This window comes from Campylobacter sp. RM12642, from assembly GCF_020137635.1.
Classification (GTDB): Bacteria; Campylobacterota; Campylobacteria; order Campylobacterales; family Campylobacteraceae; genus Campylobacter_E.
Window position 1 is genome coordinate 23,504 of sequence record NZ_JACGAT010000014.1, and the last position, 16,743, is coordinate 40,246.

Genomic DNA, 16,743 nt, shown 5'->3' on the forward strand with positions numbered 1-16,743 from the left:
TTATGAAAAAAATAATTTTTTTAGGTGCTGGATATGCAAACTTATCTTTAATTAAAAGTCTAAGCAAGGAAGATTTAACAAAGGCTGAATTTTTGCTAATTAATAATAATTCATATCATTATAAAACTACAGAATTACATAAAATTGCAGCAAATGAGAGTGAAAAAAATATCAAAATTCCTTTAAAAGATATAATTCCTAGTGAAATTGTAATTATTCAAGATAGTGCTATTAAAATTGAAGGAAATAAATTATATTGCAAAAATACTGATTATGATTTTGATGAGATTTATGTAGGTTTAGGTGCTAATAAAAATACTTTTGGTATAGAAGGGCTTGATGAAGCTTATGAAATCGGAACTTATGAAGACGCTTTAAAAACCAAAGAAATTATTTATTCTAATTTAGAAAAATCTGAAAGTATTTATAAAAATATTGTAATTTGTGGAGCTGGATTTAGCGGTGTTGAATTATGTGCTTCTATAGCTCAAGTTTGCAAAAGCAAAGGAATTGATGCAAAAATTAGCATAGTTGAAGCTATGGATGAGATTTTGCCTATGTATAACAAAGATTTAGCAAAAATAGCAAGAAATTATCTTGAAAAATTAGGCGTAAAAGTTTTAACATCTCATAAAATTATTAAAAAAGTTGGGGATAGATTGTATTTAAACAATGAAGATACTTATATAGATTCAAAAAATATAATCTTTACAGCTGGCGTTAAGGGAAATGAAGTTATTAAAAATAGTGTATTTGAAAACAAAAATAATAGAATATTGGTTAATGAGTTTTTACAAGCGCCAAATTATTCAAATTGCTATATTTTAGGAGATTGTTCTTTAATTATGAATAATGATAGACCATTTGCTCCAACAGCTCAAATAGCTTGCAAGCAAGGTAATTATTTAGCAAGAAGTTTAAGTGCTAGATTAAATAATGAAGAATTTAAAGAAACATTTATTTATAAAGACCAAGGAAGCGTTTGCTCTCTTAGTGAAAAATATGCCGTTGCAAGTATTCAAGGCAAAGATTTTAGTGGATTTTTAGCAAAAGTTCTTAAAAAAATCACAGAATTAAAATGGCAATATAAATTATTTGGATTTAAAGGTCTATAAATTTTAATTCAAATTCTTTTTAGAATTTGAATTAAATTCTACAAAAATATTACGAATTTACACACTTTAAAATAAATTACAAAATTACACACAAATCTTACTCTTTATTAAACTTTAAAATCTAATGTTTGCTTAAAAATAAGGAGAAAGAATGGGAGTTTTAGAAAACTTTAAACAAATTGCAGCAATTCCGCATTGTAGTTTTGATGCAGTTAAATTAAAAGATTTTTTAATTAATTATGCAAAATCAAAAGGTTTTGAAGTATTAGTTGATAAGGCTGAAAATATTTTATGCAAAAAAGGAAATCCTAATATATGCTTGCAAAGTCATTATGATATGGTTTGTGTTGGAGATGCACCTAATATAAATATAATAGAAAGTGATGGATTTATTAAAGCAAACAATTCAACCTTAGGTGCTGATAATGGCATAGGAATTGCCATTATGATGGAAGCTATGAATGAGTTTAGCGACCTTGAATGTTTATTTACCGCTAATGAAGAAGTAGGGCTTATAGGTGCAAATAATTTAGAGCTAAAAATTAGTTCAAAACACTTATTAAATCTTGATAGCGAGTGTGTAGATAGAGTAATAATTGGTTGTGCGGCGAGTTTGATGATGAATGTAAATATTAAGCTAAATTATAAAAACCCTAGTAAAAAATATTTATATGAAGCTCATACTAAAGGCTATAAAGGCGGTCATAGTGGGATTGATATTATCAAAAACATTCCTAGTGCTATTAGTGATTTAGCTTTATTTTTATATAAAAACGATGCTGAATTAGTAAGTTTTAGTGGTGGGGAAAGAACCAATAGTATAAGTGTAAATGCTAAGGCTATTTTTTATAGCGACACTGAACTTAAATCTAGTGAAAATATTGAAATAACCAAGCTTGAGAGTAAAGATGAAAAAGTAATTCAAGAAGATATTTTAAGTCTAATTGCTAGTTATAAACACGGAGTTTGGTCTTATTCAAGGGATTTAAATATTGTAAAAACTAGCGTAAATCTAGCAATCATTAGTCAAAATAATGATGAATTAAAGCTTGAATTATTTGCAAGAAGCGATAATTCAGCAGATTTAGATGAAGTCTTTTATAAAACCAAAGCACATTTTAATAATTACGAAGTAAGACTACTTGCTAAAGATGAGCCTTGGGAGCCTATACCAAATGATTTTACTTATGCAGTGCTTAATTCTTTACAAAAATATAATCCAAAAGCTAGTATGAGTAGTATTCACGCAGGGCTTGAGTGCGGAGTGCTAAAAACTAAGCAAAATGAATTATTATGTGCTTCAATAGGTCCAAATATCCTAAGCCCACATAGTATTTATGAAAGATGTGAGATTAGCACAATAGATATTATTAAAAATACAACATTTGATTTAATTAAAAACTACAAATAAAAGGAGATAAAATGAGTTTTCGTATAGAACACGATACAATGGGTGAAGTTAAAGTTCCTGCAGATAAATTGTGGGCAGCACAAACACAAAGAAGTTTAGAGAATTTCAAAATCGGCACAGAAAAGATGCCTGTAGAATTAATCCACGCTTTTGCGCATCTTAAAAAGTCTTTAGCATTAGTAAATAATGATTTAGGCAAATTAGACAATGTAAAAAAAGATGCAATCGTTAAAGCTTGTGATGAGATTTTAGCTAATAAACATAATGATGAATTCCCACTTGCTATATGGCAAACAGGTTCAGGAACACAAACAAATATGAATCTAAATGAAGTTATAGCAAATCTTGCTACTAAACTTAGTGGAATGGATTTTACTAAAGAAAAAATAGTCCATCCAAACGACCATGTAAATATGAGCCAAAGCTCAAATGATACATTCCCAACTGCAATGCATATAGTAGCAGTCCTAGAAACTGAAAGGACTTTAATTCCTGCATTAGAAATTCTAGAAAAAACACTAGATAAAAAAGCAAAAGAATTTGAAAATATAATTAAAATCGGAAGAACTCACTTGCAAGATGCAACCCCACTTACTTTAGGTCAAGAATTTAGTGGATATGTATATATGTTGCAAAGCTCAAAAAGACATATTTTAAAAGCACTTGAAGATGTAAGAGAGCTAACAATTGGCGGAACAGCTGTTGGAACCGGAATTAATGCTCATCCAGAACTTAGTGAAAAAGTATCAGCAAAATTGAGCGAACTTTTAGGCACTAAATTTATAAGTAGCCCAAACAAATTCCACGGACTTACAAGTCACGATGCTTTAGTATTTTTACACGGAGCATTTAAAGGTCTTGCAGCAAATTTAATGAAAATAGCAAACGATATTAGATGGCTTGCAAGTGGTCCTAGATGTGGTTTAGGAGAGCTTAGTATTCCTGAAAATGAGCCAGGAAGCTCAATTATGCCAGGTAAAGTAAATCCTACTCAAAGTGAAGCTTTAACAATGCTTAGCGTTCAAGTAATGGGAAATGATGCGGCAATTGGGTTTGCAGCTTCTCAAGGTAATTTTGAGCTAAATGTATTTAAGCCTGTAATTATTTATAATTTCTTACAAAGTTTAAGATTATTAGCTGATGGTATGATTAGCTTTAATGATAATTGTGCTATAGGAATTACTCCAAATATTGATAAAATTACTTATAATTTAAATAATTCTTTAATGCTAGTAACTGCACTAAATCCACATATTGGCTATGAAAATGCAGCAAAAGTTGCAAAAAATGCTCACAAAAAAGGAATTAGCCTAAAAGAATCTTGCTTAGAATTAGGCTTAGTTAGTGAAGAAGATTTTGATAAATTTGTAGTTCCTGCAAATATGATTAAGCCAAAATGAGAGAATTACTTTTAGCAATAGAAAGTAGCTGCGATGATTCAAGCATCGCAGTTATTAATGTAAATACTTATGAATGTTTATTTTATGAAAAAATATCTCAAGATGAGCATAATGAATTTGGTGGAGTTGTGCCAGAACTTGCATCAAGGCTACATACTGAAGCTTTACCTAAAATATTAGCTAAAACCAAGCCATTTTTTAATGATTTAAAAGTAATTGCAGTTACTAATGAGCCAGGATTATCAGTATCTCTTCAAAGTGGAGTTGCAATGGCTAAGGCTTTAAGTGTGGCTTTAAATATACCATTAATTGCGATAAATCATTTAAAAGGTCATATTTGTTCTTTATTTTTAGATAAAGAAATAATGAATGATTTTTTAGTTTTACTTGTAAGTGGCGGTCATACTATGATACTTGAGATTACTAAAGAATATGATATAAATTTAATAGCAACTACAAGCGATGATAGTTTTGGAGAAAGTTTTGATAAAGTTGCAAAAATGCTAGGACTTGGTTATCCTGGTGGGGTATTTATTGAAGAATTAGCAAAAAATGAAAGCAATAATACTTATGAGTTTTCTTTACCAATCCCAAGTAAAAGTAGGCTTGAGTATTCATTTTCGGGTATTAAAAATCAAGTTAGATTAGCTATTAATGATTGTATAGCAAATAATACTTTAGATACTCAAAAAGCAAATATAGCAGCAGCATTTCAAAGAATTGCTTGTAAGCATATAATTAATAAATTAAACATAGTTTTGCATAATAAAAATTATAAAGCATTAGGCGTAGTTGGTGGTGCAAGTGCTAATTTATTGCTTAGGTCTAAATTAGATGAAATTTGTAAAAAAAATAATATGCAATTATTGTTAGCTCCGCTTAAATATTGTTCTGATAATGCTTTAATGATAGCAAGAGCAGGGGTTATTGCATACAAAAATAAAGATTTTGTAAATATAAGTGATGATATAATAAACCCAAAATCAAAAAATTTTAAAAGGCTTTAATTTAATGAAAAAAATATTTTTATGTTTAGGATTATTAGGTAGTTTATTAGCTAAGGATTATGGTAATTATATAAGTATTGATGAAAATGGTAAAAAAACTGCTAGATGGCATATTTATGAAGAAAATAATGAATTATTTGGCAAAGTTGTTAAATTGTTTGAATATGGCGATGATGAACTTTGTAAATCTTGTGAAAAAACTTATGATTATTTTACTTATGCAGAAGATGCTAGAAAGATGAAAATAGTAGGTGCGCCATTGCTTTATAAATTAAAAAAAGATGGTGAAAATTCTTATAAAAGTGGTTATATAATTGACCCAGAAAGTGGTAAATTATATAGAGCAAATGCAACTTTTAAAGATGATAAATTAATTTTAAGAGGATATGTTGGATTTTCTTTAATAGGAAGAAGTCAGACTTGGATTAAGGAAAAATAATGCAAGAGTTATTAACTCTTGCTAAAAGAGCAGCAAGAATTGCTGGAGATGAAATAATTGATATAAAACACCCTTTAATTAATACAAAACCAGATGGAACTTTAGTTAGTTCAGCTGATTTAAAAGCTAATGAAATCATATTTGATATTTTAGGAAAAAGTAAAATTAATATATGTTCTGAAGAACAGATTTTAGATTATGAAAAAAGAAAAAAATCTTTATTTTGGCTAATTGACCCACTTGATGGCACTAATAACTATTTAAAAAATAGAAAAAATTTTTGCGTTTGTATTAGTTTGATTGAAAATACAAGACCAATTTTAGGTGTAATTTATGATGTTTGCAATAAGAATTTGTATTATTCAGCTAAAAATATGCCAGTTTATAAAAATCAAGAAATCCTAAATAAAGTTAAAAAAGAATCAAATAAAGCTTTAGTATCTTTAAGAAAAGAACAAGACATAAATAATAGTAAAATTCCATTTAGCTACGGATATTCAGCATTAAATATAGGCTCTGCATTAAAGTTTTGTGCTTTATTAGAAGGTGATGCTGATGTATATTTAAGATACGAAAGGCTCAATTCTTGGGATTTAGCTGCTGGGGATTTTTTAATAAATCAAAGTGGCGGATTAATGTTAGGGCTTGATAAACAAAAATTGAATTATAATACGCCCAATTTTTCTTGCAAACCTTTTATAGCGTTTTCAAGTGTATTTAATAAGGATTAATATGAATATTTTTAACACACATAGAATAGTTTTTGAAGGCTCTTCGGTTAGCAAATATTTAAGTGATAATTTGACCTGCATTCAATTTAGTTTAAATGGTGTAATTGATGCTGGGTTTTTACCAAAACCAACTGATGATAATTTTATAAAGCATGTTTTTATTTCCCACACTCATTTAGACCATATTTGTGCTATTGCTTTATATGTTGATAATTATTTTTTAAAACTTCAAGATAGTATTTGTATATATGCTAGTAAAGAAAGTATAAATAATCTCAAAGAGCATTTTTTTAATGATAAAATTTGGCCTGATTTTGCAAAGATAAAATTGCCAAATGGTAGTCCTGCTATAGTTTATAAAGAAATTAATGTAGGAGATAAGTTATTAATAGATGATATAACAATAGAGCCAGTTAAGAGCTATCATACTGAAGGTAGTTTTGGTTTTATTTTAAGCTATGATAAAGATAGTATATATTTTACTTCAGATACTTATTATCACGATGATATAGTGGAATTAATCAATAAAAGAACTGATATAAGACAAGTAATTGCTGATGTTAGTTTTGATTCTAGTATGGATAAATTAGCGAAAGCATCTAAACATTTAACTCCAAGATTATTAAAACAAATTCAAGATAATGTAAGAGATGATGTGATTTTCCATGTGTATCACATTAAATATTGCTTTAAAGATAAAATAGAAGAAGAATTAAGAGAATTTAATATCTTAAAAGACTATGGAATGATTATTAAAAATGGTTCATTTATGCAATTTAATACAAATTATCAAAGTGATATGATAAATGTATTAAAAAGACATAATTTAGACCAAGAACAAAAACTAGAAACCATACTTGAATGCTTTTCTCAAATATCTAAAAATTCTGATTCTAAAGCCAACCTAAATACCTTAGGCGAAATGGTTAAACAAAACATTCAAGCTGATAGATGTAGTGTGTGGTTTATTGACAATGAAAGAAAAGAATATTATACCTTACACGCTGATGGAGTAGGTGAGATTAGAGTTCCTTTTGGTAAAGGAATAGTAGGTCGTGCAATTGAGACAAAAGAAGCTATTTTAGAAAATAATCCAAAAAGCAATCCGTATTTTGATAGCTCAAATGATGAGAGAACAAAATATAGCACTAAATCAATTTTAGCTATGCCTATTTTAAATAGTGAGCACGAAGTTATTGGGGTATTCCAAGCTTTAAATAAACTTACAGATATTAATAATAATTTTGATAAAGATGATTTAGATTATCTAAGAATTGCAGCTGATTATTCAGGTAAGATTTATGAAGGCATGAAATTCCAAGAAGATATTTTAAACGCTCAAAAAGATTTAATTTATTCAATAGCTGAAATGGTTGAGAGTAAGAGTGAAGAAACAGGAAATCATGTAAAAAGAGTAGGTAAAATAAGCGAAGCCATAGCAAGACAAATGGGATTAAGTGAAGAAGAAGTAACGCTAATTAGTTATGGTGCTCCAACTCACGATATTGGTAAGATTGGAATTCCTGATGCTATTTTAAATAAACCTGGAAGACTTGATGAAAAAGAATTTAAAACTATGCAAAAACACGCACAAATAGGCTATGAAATGTTGCATAGATTTAAAGGTAAAATTATGGAAGCAGCAGCAATCATCGCTCACGAACACCACGAAAAATATGCGGGTGGTGGCTATCCAATGGGTAAAAAAGGTGATGATATTCATATTTATGCAAGAATTGTTTCTTTAGCTGATGTTTTTGATGCGCTTGCAAGTGATAGATGCTATAAAAAAGCTTGGCCACTTGATGAAGTTTGCAAATATATTAGTGATAATTCAGGTTTTCAATTTGACCCTAAAGTAGTTGAAGCATTTTTTGCTTGTAAAGAAGAAATATTTGCAATAAAAGAAAAATATGTTGATAAATACATTGATGATAATTTAATGTGATTGTAATTTGTTGATTTTTTAGATTAATCCAAATTAATTTTTCATTGATTTGGATTAATTATTTGCTTTAATTTAAACTATTAATACTTTTTTAAATAAAATTATCTATAATCGCTCCTTTTTTAAAATTAGGAGTAGTTTAATGTTTTTTAAAAATAATAAAGAAATACAAGACAAGATTATTAACGAGTTAAAAGATAAAGAAGCTATTTTAAAAGCTATTTATAAAGAAATGGCTATTATAGAATTTGATACTAAAGGAAATATTGTTGATGCAAATGAGCATTTTTTAAAAGCTACAAAATATACACTAGCAGAGATAAAAGGTAAGCATCATAGAATATTTTGTGATAAACATTATGTTAATTCAAGTGATTATTCAATCTTTTGGCAAGAATTATCAAGAAATATTCCACAAAGTGGTCAGTTTAAAAGATTTGCAAAAGATGGTCAAATAGTTTATTTAGAAGCAAATTATTTACCAATAGTAGATGAACAAAATCAAGTTTATAAAGTAATTAAGTTTGCTGCTGATATTACAGAGCATGAAAATGAATTGTTGGACTTAAAAAACACAATTAATGCGGCAAGTAAGTCTATGGCTTTAATTGAATTCACTCCAAACGGGGAAATACTTGATGCAAATGATAATTTTTTAAATACATTAAATTACAGAAAAAGCGAAATTATAGGCAAACATCATTCTATGTTTTGTGATAGTGAATATGTAAAAAGTAGTGATTATAGAAAATTTTGGGAAGATTTAAGAAGCGGACATTTTCAATCAGGTCAATTTATAAGATATACAAAAGATAATAATCCTGTATATTTAGAAGCAAGTTATAATCCTGTTTATAATGCCGAAGGTAAGGTTTATAAGGTAATTAAATTTGCAAGTGATGTTAGTTTGCAAGTAATAAGAGATTTGAATAAAAATAAAATTGTAAGCGAGTTAGCACAAAAAAATGATGAAAGCACAAATGAAGGTAGTAAAGTTATTGCTAAAACCGTGCAAAATGTCCAAGAAATAGCAGAAATTATGAATGAAAGTAGTGAATTGGTTAATTCACTAAATACTCAATCAGATGAGATTGTATCGGTTATTCAAACTATTAAAGATATTGCAGAGCAAACTAATTTATTAGCATTAAATGCTGCTATTGAAGCTGCTCGTGCTGGCGAGCATGGTCGTGGTTTTGCTGTGGTTGCTGATGAGGTTAGAAAACTTGCTGAAAGGACTGCAACATCAATTAATGAAATTACTTTAACAATTAATTCTATTAGAAATGTTAGTGCTAATGTTGTTGAGAGTATAAATAAAAGCATAGCTCAAGTAAATGATAGTGTTGTGTTGGCAAATACTGCAAATGAATGTATGAATAAAATCAAACAAAGTTCAGAAGAAGTAGCAAGAGCTATGGAAGAAAATAAATAAATATAATTTGAAATTCTTAGGAATTTCAAATTAGTTTTTTAAGTCTTTTTGTAATTCTTTTAAAAAAATTCTCGCAACATCACTTAATTTATCATCAATCCAAATTAATTTTAAATTAGAAGTAATTAATGGGTTTATAGGCTTAAAACATAAATCATCATTAGTATTAATTAATTTATCAAGAGATAAAGCGTATCCAATATCTTCTTTAACAAAAATTGCAGCATTGTATAATAAATCATAAGTGGCTACTATATTTAGCTTATCTTGATTTTGCCTTAAAACATTTGGCATTTCTTGCGTAAAACCTTGCCTTGATACTATAAGTGGCATTTGAAATAAATCATTTATGCTTATTTCTTTTTGCTTAGCGTATTTTGAAGTATTTTTCATAATGATCCCCCAAGTATCACTATGATTTAAATCTAAATAACTAAAATTACTGATATCAAATTCTTGAACTACAACAGCAAAGTCTATTAAAGAATTTTGTAATTTATTTACCACATTTTCATAGTTTCCACTAAATATATGAAATTTAAAATTTTTATTTTGTAGTTTTTTAGCAGTTTTTGCTATTTTGGCTATTCCAATTGATTCAGCACAGCCTATATAAACATCTCCTCCATTAAAATCTTTTAAATTTTTAAATTCTTGCTCGGTTTTATCAACTAAATCTAAAATATCACAAGCTCTTTTATAAAGCATTTCTCCTTCTTTTGTGAGAATGATTTTATAATTTGTTCTAATAAAAAGTTTTTGCCCTAATTTTGTTTCTAAATCTTTTAATTGTCTTGATAGATTTGGTTGAGTAAGATTTAATTTATTAGCTGCTTTAGTTATATTTTGTAATTTTGCAGATTCTATAAAATATTTTAAAACTCTAATTTCCATAATATTCCTTAGAAATAATTAATTTTTATAATTAATTATATATTATAAGTATTTGATATTTCTTTTAAAAATAAATAAAATTATTTTACTTTTAAAACAAGGAGATTTTTTATGAATAATTTTATTTTTCACAATCCAACTAAGATTTATTTTACTGATGAAGTAGAGCAATCTTTAGAATTTGAATTAAGTAAATATGGTAAAAATATTGTTTTGGTTTATGGTTGTGGCTCGGTGCATAAAAATGGTATTTTTAACCAAATTGTAAAAATACTAGATAAATTAGGCAAAAATATAGCATATATTGATGGTGTTATGCCAAATCCTACTTTAGAAAAATTAAACTCAGGTGTAAAGATAGCAAGAGAGCATAAAGCTGATTTTTTATTAGCTTTAGGTGGCGGTTCTGTTTGTGATTATACAAAAGCTTTAGCAGTTAGTATAAACTCAAGCGATGATTATTGGGATAGATATTTTATAAATCAACTTGAGCCAAATTGTGATGTAGTTTCGTTAGGTTGTATTTTAACAATGTGTGGGACAGGCTCTGAAATGAATGGTGGTAGTGTAATTACAAATGAAAAAACTCATCAAAAAATAGGAAAAGTTTTTAATGATAAAAGAGTATTTCCTAAGTTTTCTATATTAAATCCTAAATACACTTTAAGTCTTAGCAAATATCAAATGATAAATGGAATTTATGATGCGTTTAATCATATTTTAGAGCAATATTTTTCAAAAGAAGATGATAATGTGAGCGATTATTTAGCAGAAGGGCTTATGCGTTCAATAATCTCATCAAGCAAAATTGCAAATAAAAACCCTAATGATTATAAGGCTAGAAGCGATATTATGTGGGCAAGTACTCTAGCATTAAATACTATGCTTCATTGTGGTAAAAATGGAGATTGGATGGTTCATATGATAGGTCAGGCAATTGGTGGCTTTACCAATGCAACGCACGGAGCTACTTTAAGTGCTATTAGCTTGGCGTATTATGAATATATAATGCCTTATAATATTGATAAATTTAAAAGGTTTGCTATTAATGTCTGGGGTATAAAAGACAATAAAAGCGATGAAGAAATAGCTAAATTAGGACTATTTGCTATGAGAGATTGGATGAGTGAGCTAGGTCTTTGTATGAATATAAAAGATTTATTAGTAGATGAAAGCTTGATTGAAGATATTGCTAATAATGTATTCATCTTAAATGGTGGTTATAAGGAGCTTAATAAAGATGAAATTATTCATATACTTAAGAAAAGTTTTTAGCATTTTTATTGGTTTAGGAGCTTTTTGTATGTTAAATGGATTTAGCAATGATGAAATATATGTTGAAATAAATAATCAAGAATTAAAAATAAAATTAGAAAGTAATTCATCATCAACTGCTCTTTATGAAGTATTACAAAAGTCTGATTTAAATATCTTGATGAATGATTATGGTGGGTTTGAAAAGGTAGGAAGAATTGATAAAAATCTTCCTACTAATGATAAATATTTTCAAGCTAAAGCACTTGATGTGATTTTATATAATGCTAATAATATAGTAATTTATTATGATAATAATTCTTGGAGTTTTACTAAATTAGGAACAATTTATGGCATTAGTAAAGATGAGTTAAAAAAGCTTTTAGGTAATGGCAAAATTAATGCTAGGTTTTATGTTAAAAATAAGGATTAATTATGATTAAGTATGTAAAAGCAAATTCTATTGAGCATAAACTTATGCTTAAACAAGCTAAAGAAGCTATGAAAATAACTTTTAAAATTAACAATACTTATAATGAACCAGAAGAATTAAATAAATTATTTTCTCAATTAATTGGTAAAGAAGTAGATGAAAGTTTTACTTTATTTCCGCCTTTTAATACGGATTGCGGTAAAAATATTTCAGTAGGCAAAAATGTATTTATAAATAGCGGTTGTAAATTTCAAGACCAAGGAGGAATTTATATAGGAAATAATGTTTTAATAGGGCATAATGTAGTATTAGCTACTATAAATCATGATATAAATCCATTTAAACGCTCTGATATGGTATTAAAACCAATAACAATAGAAGATAATGTTTGGATTGGTTCAAATGCCACAATACTTAGCGGAGTAAAAATTAAAAAAGGCTCAATAGTAGCAGCTGGTGCGGTGGTTACTAAAGATGTTGAAGAATTTCAAATAGTAGCAGGAGTTCCAGCTAAATTAATTAAAACTATAAAATTAAGCTAATTAATAAATTAGCTTAATAATTTTTCTTGTTGAGTTTTTATGATATTTACAATTGAGCGAATATTATCAATTGTATATGGTAATGGTAGAAAATCTACTTCTTGAATAATTTTTTCAACATTAGGTGTTATTTTGTGGTTGTTTAATATGAGAATTAATTTAAAACAATATTCATCTTGTGCTTTTACTAAACGATTTAAATCATATTCATTAAAAGTATTGATTAGATTTGCGTCTAATAAAACAGCTCTATAAGCGCAATTTACTCCATCTTCAATTTTCTCTAAAAGACCATTACTTGATTGATTTTGAACGCAGTTAATTTCATAGCTTTCAAGATTTGCAGTGATTGTTTTTGATATGTCAATATTGTTATGAACTATTAAAACACTTAATCTATCTTTTGGAGTTACATCTGGTAAATTATTTTCTTTATCATTGATTAGTATTGGGATACTAAGACAGATTGCGTGATTAATTCTTTCATTTGTATCCTTAAAGGCATAACTAGAACCATCAATTTTTTTCATATATCCACTAAATTTATGTAATTGTTCTGAAATAGATAGTTTTTTAGGATTAGTAAAGCTTTTAAATAATTCAGTTTTTTTATCATCAACAACACCACAAACTCCAATATCAACACACAAAAGAGTTCTGTTTTGCATATTATTAATAATCCCAATATCAATAAATATGGTTTCATTTTCTACATTTTGATTAATCAAATCAGCAGCAGCCCAAATAGCATTGATAATATTTGTATAATCTCCATAAAAATACCTATTTGGCATACATTTTTCATTGTTATCGTTTAGATATAGCATATCTTGTCTAACTAAAAATATGTTATTTTTAACACTAGCTTCGTAATTTAGCGTTTTGAAAAAATATAAAAATACTTCTTGTAAATCAAAATATAAAGATGATTTTTCAAAACTTTCACTTTCAAATTCTGCTTCATCGCTAACACTAAACATTTTTACTTTTTTAGTTTTTAATTTCATTTTTAGCTTGTAAATATAAGCTAATAATAAAACTATTAAGCCACCTAAAACTACAAATAAAAGTATTGTATCTTTATCAGAAAAATCTATTTTAGAATCTGCAAATAGATAGGTTGAGATTAAAATTAATAATAATTTTTTCATATTTTCCTTTCAAATAATAAGCATTGCATCGCCGTATGAGTAAAATTTATATTTATTTTTAATAGCTTCTTCGTAAAGTTTTAAAGTATTTTGCCTACCTATAAAACTAGCTACTAACATAATTAAAGTTGATTTTGGCAAATGAAAATTTGTTAATAAATAATTTTGTCTAATTGGCCTATTAGATGGGTTTAAAAACAAATCGCATTCGCCACTACTTTTTTTTGTCCTTGCATAATACTCTATTGTTCTTGTAGCAGTTGTGCCAACCCCTAAAATAGGTATATCACTATTAATTAATTTTATTGCTTCATCGCTTAGATTAAAGTATTCGCTATGCATTTTATGTTCTTGTATGTTTTCACATTCTACACTAGCAAAAGTTCCTGCACCAACATGTAAAGTAATATAAGCACTTTTTTTATCTTTTAGACTATCTAAAACTCTATTTGTAAAATGTAATGACGCAGTAGGTGCTGCAACAGCTCCAATATTTTTAGCAAACACGCTTTGATAATTTATCTCATCATCTAAATTATCCATTCTTTTAAGATATGGTGGTAGTGGAATATGTCCGATTTTTTCGCTAATTTTTAAAACTTCATCGGTTTTTAAAACTTCATTGTTTTTGCAAAATTTCACAATTCTGGTGCCATCTGCGTTTAGCTTTAATATTTTTGCGTTTAAATTATCTTGAAAAATTAAAATATCATCTTCTTTAACTTTACCCCTAATTTGCACTAAAAACTCATCATTTGCTAGAATTTTATTTATAAATAATTCACATTTTGCACCACTAATTTTATTGCCATAAAATCTAGCTTTAAATACTTTAGTATCATTAAAAATCAAAGCACATTCAGGCAAAAAATTAGCTAATTCATAAAATACACTATGAGTAATTTTTTCACTATTTTTTTCATATACTAATAGTTTTGCACTATCAGCAGGATTTGCAGGGTATTTTGCTATTAATTCTTCTGGCAAATCATAATCATAAGAACTTAGTAAATTATCAAGCATTTTTATCTTCTAATAATTCTTTTTCATCATCTTCGCTATCTATATCAGGGTCAGCTGGATTTACTACTTTAGCAATATAAATTGAAATAGCATAAAGCCCAATTAAAGGAATTGCCATTAAAAATTGCGAAAATACATCAGGCGGGGTCATAATTGCTGCAAATATAAAAATAACTAATATAGCAACTCTAAAATTTCTAATAAGAGTTTTTTCAGTTACAAGACCAATTTTTGCTAAGAAAAATATAGCAACAGGTAATTCATATCCTAATCCAAATGCAATTACTAATTTTGTAAAAAAGCTCACATATTCAGAAATTGAAGGCATAGCCTTATACTCTCCACCGCTAAAATTGATTAAAAAATCAAAAGCAATAGGAACTACTAAATAATAACAAAACGCCGCACCAATCAAAAACATAATAGTAGCACTAAATACAAAAGGCACTACAAATCTTTTTTCATTTTCATATAAACCTGGTTCAACAAATTTCCAAGCTTGCCACAAAATTATAGGCAATGCTACAAGAAATGCTGCAAATAAAGAAACTTGCATAGCAGTGAAGAAATTCTCTTGTGGTTTATAAAATATAATTTCAGAGCCTTCAGGCAATACATTCATAAGTGGAACACAAATAAAATGCAGTATTGGTTTCCAAAATACAAAACATACAAAAAAAGCTAAAATCAAAGCAACTACACTAATAAATAATCTTTTTCTAAGTTCAACTAAATGTGGTTTTAATTCTTCAAACATTTTCGCTCTTTTCTTTTAAAAATTGTTCTCTTTTGCTAAGTTGCTTTTCTTCTGTATTTGTATTTTTTTCTTCTGTAGAATTTGAATTTTGATTTGAGTTTTCTGTATTTTTTACACTATCAATAGTGCTATTTAAAGCATTTTGTGCGTCTTTTTCAAAATCACTTAAAGTATTTTTAATCTCATCAAATTCTTCAAAGCTTAGTTTTTTTCTGATACTATCATTTGCTTTTGTGATTTCTTCTTTATATTTTCTAGCTTCATCTTTTAATTCGCTAATATTGATTTCGTTTTCTATACTTGATTTAGCTTCGTTAATTTGTTTTTTAACAGCCTTTAATAATTTTGCGATTTCAACTATAGTGCCAGGTAGTTTTTCAGGTCCTAAAACCAAAACAGCAACTATTAAAATAATAACAATTTCCATAAAACTCATAATAAAACTCTTTTAGATAATTTTTTGCTGAATTTATCTAATTTTTTTTAATCGTTAGTTTAAATTAAGTTTTGCTACTTAATCTTTTTAAAGTTATATTTAGTTATATTTAATTAATATATTTACTAATTATTAAATTATTTTAAAGGGGTAAAATATGAAAATTAATTCAAATAATTATAACTTACCATTACAAAAGCCAAATAATAATCAAGCATTAGTTCAAGGAAGACTTGAAAATAAAGAAAATGCAAAAAGATATGATGATTTTATTAAAATGTTTTACCCCGATACTCACGATAGCTTGGATTTTAATTACCCAACTAATAGCAATGAAGCAAAAATCCAAAGTATGGTTATTTATATGTTACTTGAACATCAAGATGCTTTATATGGCGATATGTATACGAATACAATTTATGAAAGAGCCTTTAGTCCTGAAGCAAATCAAGATGTGCAAAAAGATTTAAAAGATTTTTTAAAGGAGCATTCTGATAGCTTAGGAGATTATAAATGGAATCAAGATGTAATAATAGCAAAGCTATTTAATGCAAGAAATATTAGCGAAGATGAGTTTAAGCAAAGATATCTAGCAAGAATTGATGAGATAAAACAAGGCAAAGAGCATGAAAGTATCCAAAATAGTGAAAATACAAAACCAAGTGATGAAATATTAACAATAAATAAAAATGATGAAAAAGTTGAAGATAAAAAAGACAAAACTGAAGATAAAAAACCTTACGAAGCCATAGAAGTAAAAGGCTCTA

16 protein-coding genes and 2 pseudogenes are annotated in these 16,743 nt (G+C 27.3%); 13 read left to right on the forward strand and 5 right to left on the reverse strand.

The window, feature by feature from the left end; translation table 11 throughout:
• Nucleotides 1–2: 2 nt before the first annotated feature.
• From AVBRAN12642_RS06250 to cetZ, 9 genes and pseudogenes are all read left to right on the forward strand, one after another.
• Nucleotides 3–1,115: an NAD(P)/FAD-dependent oxidoreductase gene (locus AVBRAN12642_RS06250; RefSeq protein ID WP_214118000.1), complete on the forward strand. Its 1,113-nt coding sequence runs from the start codon at nt 3–5 to the stop codon at nt 1,113–1,115.
• Between the two features lie 151 nt (nt 1,116–1,266).
• Nucleotides 1,267–2,526: an aminoacyl-histidine dipeptidase gene (locus AVBRAN12642_RS06255; protein WP_336607459.1), complete on the forward strand. Its 1,260-nt coding sequence runs from the start codon at nt 1,267–1,269 to the stop codon at nt 2,524–2,526.
• A gap of 11 nt (nt 2,527–2,537) precedes the next feature.
• Nucleotides 2,538–3,926: a class II fumarate hydratase gene (fumC, locus tag AVBRAN12642_RS06260; RefSeq protein WP_336607458.1), complete on the forward strand. Its 1,389-nt coding sequence runs from the start codon at nt 2,538–2,540 to the stop codon at nt 3,924–3,926.
• Nucleotides 3,923–4,933 carry a tRNA (adenosine(37)-N6)-threonylcarbamoyltransferase complex transferase subunit TsaD gene (gene tsaD / locus AVBRAN12642_RS06265; RefSeq protein WP_214118007.1) on the forward strand — a complete coding sequence of 337 codons (1,011 nt, stop codon included), beginning with the start codon at nt 3,923–3,925 and terminating at the stop codon, nt 4,931–4,933. Before fumC ends, tsaD begins: the two co-directional genes overlap by 4 nt.
• Nucleotides 4,934–4,937: 4 nt before the next feature.
• The gene (locus AVBRAN12642_RS06270) at nt 4,938–5,372 is read left to right on the forward strand and encodes a DUF2147 domain-containing protein (protein ID WP_214118015.1); all 435 of its coding nucleotides are present in this window, start codon (nt 4,938–4,940) and stop codon (nt 5,370–5,372) included.
• Nucleotides 5,372–6,103 carry a 3'(2'),5'-bisphosphate nucleotidase CysQ gene (locus AVBRAN12642_RS06275; protein ID WP_336607457.1) on the forward strand — a complete coding sequence of 244 codons (732 nt, stop codon included), beginning with the start codon at nt 5,372–5,374 and terminating at the stop codon, nt 6,101–6,103. Before AVBRAN12642_RS06270 ends, AVBRAN12642_RS06275 begins: the two co-directional genes overlap by 1 nt.
• A gap of 1 nt (nt 6,104) precedes the next feature.
• Nucleotides 6,105–8,051, forward strand: a complete 1,947-nt coding sequence (locus tag AVBRAN12642_RS06280) for an HD domain-containing phosphohydrolase (RefSeq protein WP_336608124.1) — start codon at nt 6,105–6,107, stop codon at nt 8,049–8,051.
• 142 nt (nt 8,052–8,193) lie between these two features.
• Nucleotides 8,194–8,946 (forward strand): annotated as a pseudogene (locus AVBRAN12642_RS09895) (PAS domain-containing protein); the annotation flags it as partial.
• Nucleotides 8,947–9,057: 111 nt separating this feature from the next.
• Nucleotides 9,058–9,486, forward strand: a pseudogene (cetZ, locus tag AVBRAN12642_RS09900) (energy taxis response protein CetZ); the annotation flags it as partial.
• A 30-nt stretch (nt 9,487–9,516) separates the two neighbouring features.
• Here the strand turns inward: cetZ and AVBRAN12642_RS06290 are convergent.
• Nucleotides 9,517–10,380: a LysR family transcriptional regulator gene (locus AVBRAN12642_RS06290; protein WP_336608126.1), complete on the reverse strand. Its 864-nt coding sequence runs from the start codon at nt 10,378–10,380 to the stop codon at nt 9,517–9,519.
• 111 nt (nt 10,381–10,491) lie between these two features.
• Between AVBRAN12642_RS06290 and AVBRAN12642_RS06295 the strand changes: the two genes are divergently transcribed.
• From AVBRAN12642_RS06295 to AVBRAN12642_RS06305, 3 genes are read left to right on the forward strand one after another with little or no spacing between them, the layout of a single operon-like run.
• Entirely contained in the window at nt 10,492–11,655 is a 1,164-nt protein-coding gene (locus AVBRAN12642_RS06295) for an iron-containing alcohol dehydrogenase (RefSeq protein ID WP_336607454.1), read from the forward strand.
• Nucleotides 11,621–12,067 (forward strand): cyclophilin-like fold protein, encoded by a 447-nt coding sequence (locus AVBRAN12642_RS06300; RefSeq protein WP_336607453.1) that lies wholly within the window; start codon nt 11,621–11,623, stop codon nt 12,065–12,067. The genes AVBRAN12642_RS06295 and AVBRAN12642_RS06300 overlap by 35 nt, the downstream gene beginning before the upstream one ends.
• A 2-nt stretch (nt 12,068–12,069) precedes the next feature.
• On the forward strand, nt 12,070–12,609 hold the full coding sequence (locus tag AVBRAN12642_RS06305; protein WP_336607452.1) for a DapH/DapD/GlmU-related protein: 540 nt from the start codon (nt 12,070–12,072) through the stop codon (nt 12,607–12,609).
• Nucleotides 12,610–12,617: 8 nt separating this feature from the next.
• Here AVBRAN12642_RS06305 and AVBRAN12642_RS06310 read toward each other — a convergent pair whose 3' ends face one another.
• Genes AVBRAN12642_RS06310 through tatB form a run of 4 tightly spaced genes read right to left on the reverse strand, consistent with a single transcriptional unit; the run spans nt 12,618 to nt 15,976 of the window.
• Nucleotides 12,618–13,760 carry a hypothetical protein gene (locus tag AVBRAN12642_RS06310; RefSeq protein WP_336607451.1) on the reverse strand — a complete coding sequence of 381 codons (1,143 nt, stop codon included), beginning with the start codon at nt 13,758–13,760 and terminating at the stop codon, nt 12,618–12,620.
• Nucleotides 13,761–13,769: 9 nt separating this feature from the next.
• The gene (gene queA / locus AVBRAN12642_RS06315; RefSeq protein WP_336607450.1) at nt 13,770–14,783 is read right to left on the reverse strand and encodes a tRNA preQ1(34) S-adenosylmethionine ribosyltransferase-isomerase QueA; all 1,014 of its coding nucleotides are present in this window, start codon (nt 14,781–14,783) and stop codon (nt 13,770–13,772) included.
• Nucleotides 14,776–15,540: a twin-arginine translocase subunit TatC gene (tatC, locus tag AVBRAN12642_RS06320; protein ID WP_214118042.1), complete on the reverse strand. Its 765-nt coding sequence runs from the start codon at nt 15,538–15,540 to the stop codon at nt 14,776–14,778. Before tatC ends, queA begins: the two co-directional genes overlap by 8 nt.
• Entirely contained in the window at nt 15,533–15,976 is a 444-nt protein-coding gene (gene tatB, locus AVBRAN12642_RS06325) for a Sec-independent protein translocase protein TatB (protein WP_336607449.1), read from the reverse strand. Before tatB ends, tatC begins: the two co-directional genes overlap by 8 nt.
• A 157-nt stretch (nt 15,977–16,133) precedes the next feature.
• Between tatB and AVBRAN12642_RS06330 the strand changes: the two genes are divergently transcribed.
• On the forward strand, nt 16,134–16,743 hold a 610-nt coding region (locus AVBRAN12642_RS06330), incomplete at its 3' end, for a hypothetical protein (RefSeq protein ID WP_336608127.1).

Excerpts from the sequence above, each read along its gene's own strand:
- AVBRAN12642_RS06250 (WP_214118000.1), top strand. The coding sequence starts at position 3 with ATGAAAAAAATAATTTTTTTAGGTGCTGGATATGCAAACTTATCTTTA.
- AVBRAN12642_RS06255 (WP_336607459.1), top strand. The coding sequence starts at position 1,267 with ATGGGAGTTTTAGAAAACTTTAAACAAATTGCAGCAATTCCGCATTGT.
- fumC (WP_336607458.1), top strand. The coding sequence starts at position 2,538 with ATGAGTTTTCGTATAGAACACGATACAATGGGTGAAGTTAAAGTTCCT.
- tsaD (WP_214118007.1), top strand. The coding sequence starts at position 3,923 with ATGAGAGAATTACTTTTAGCAATAGAAAGTAGCTGCGATGATTCAAGC.
- AVBRAN12642_RS06270 (WP_214118015.1), top strand. The coding sequence starts at position 4,938 with ATGAAAAAAATATTTTTATGTTTAGGATTATTAGGTAGTTTATTAGCT.
- AVBRAN12642_RS06275 (WP_336607457.1), top strand. The coding sequence starts at position 5,372 with ATGCAAGAGTTATTAACTCTTGCTAAAAGAGCAGCAAGAATTGCTGGA.
- AVBRAN12642_RS06280 (WP_336608124.1), top strand. The coding sequence starts at position 6,105 with ATGAATATTTTTAACACACATAGAATAGTTTTTGAAGGCTCTTCGGTT.
- AVBRAN12642_RS06290 (WP_336608126.1), bottom strand. The coding sequence starts at position 10,380 with ATGGAAATTAGAGTTTTAAAATATTTTATAGAATCTGCAAAATTACAA.
- AVBRAN12642_RS06295 (WP_336607454.1), top strand. The coding sequence starts at position 10,492 with ATGAATAATTTTATTTTTCACAATCCAACTAAGATTTATTTTACTGAT.
- AVBRAN12642_RS06300 (WP_336607453.1), top strand. The coding sequence starts at position 11,621 with ATGAAATTATTCATATACTTAAGAAAAGTTTTTAGCATTTTTATTGGT.
- AVBRAN12642_RS06305 (WP_336607452.1), top strand. The coding sequence starts at position 12,070 with ATGATTAAGTATGTAAAAGCAAATTCTATTGAGCATAAACTTATGCTT.
- AVBRAN12642_RS06310 (WP_336607451.1), bottom strand. The coding sequence starts at position 13,760 with ATGAAAAAATTATTATTAATTTTAATCTCAACCTATCTATTTGCAGAT.
- queA (WP_336607450.1), bottom strand. The coding sequence starts at position 14,783 with ATGCTTGATAATTTACTAAGTTCTTATGATTATGATTTGCCAGAAGAA.
- tatC (WP_214118042.1), bottom strand. The coding sequence starts at position 15,540 with ATGTTTGAAGAATTAAAACCACATTTAGTTGAACTTAGAAAAAGATTA.
- tatB (WP_336607449.1), bottom strand. The coding sequence starts at position 15,976 with ATGAGTTTTATGGAAATTGTTATTATTTTAATAGTTGCTGTTTTGGTT.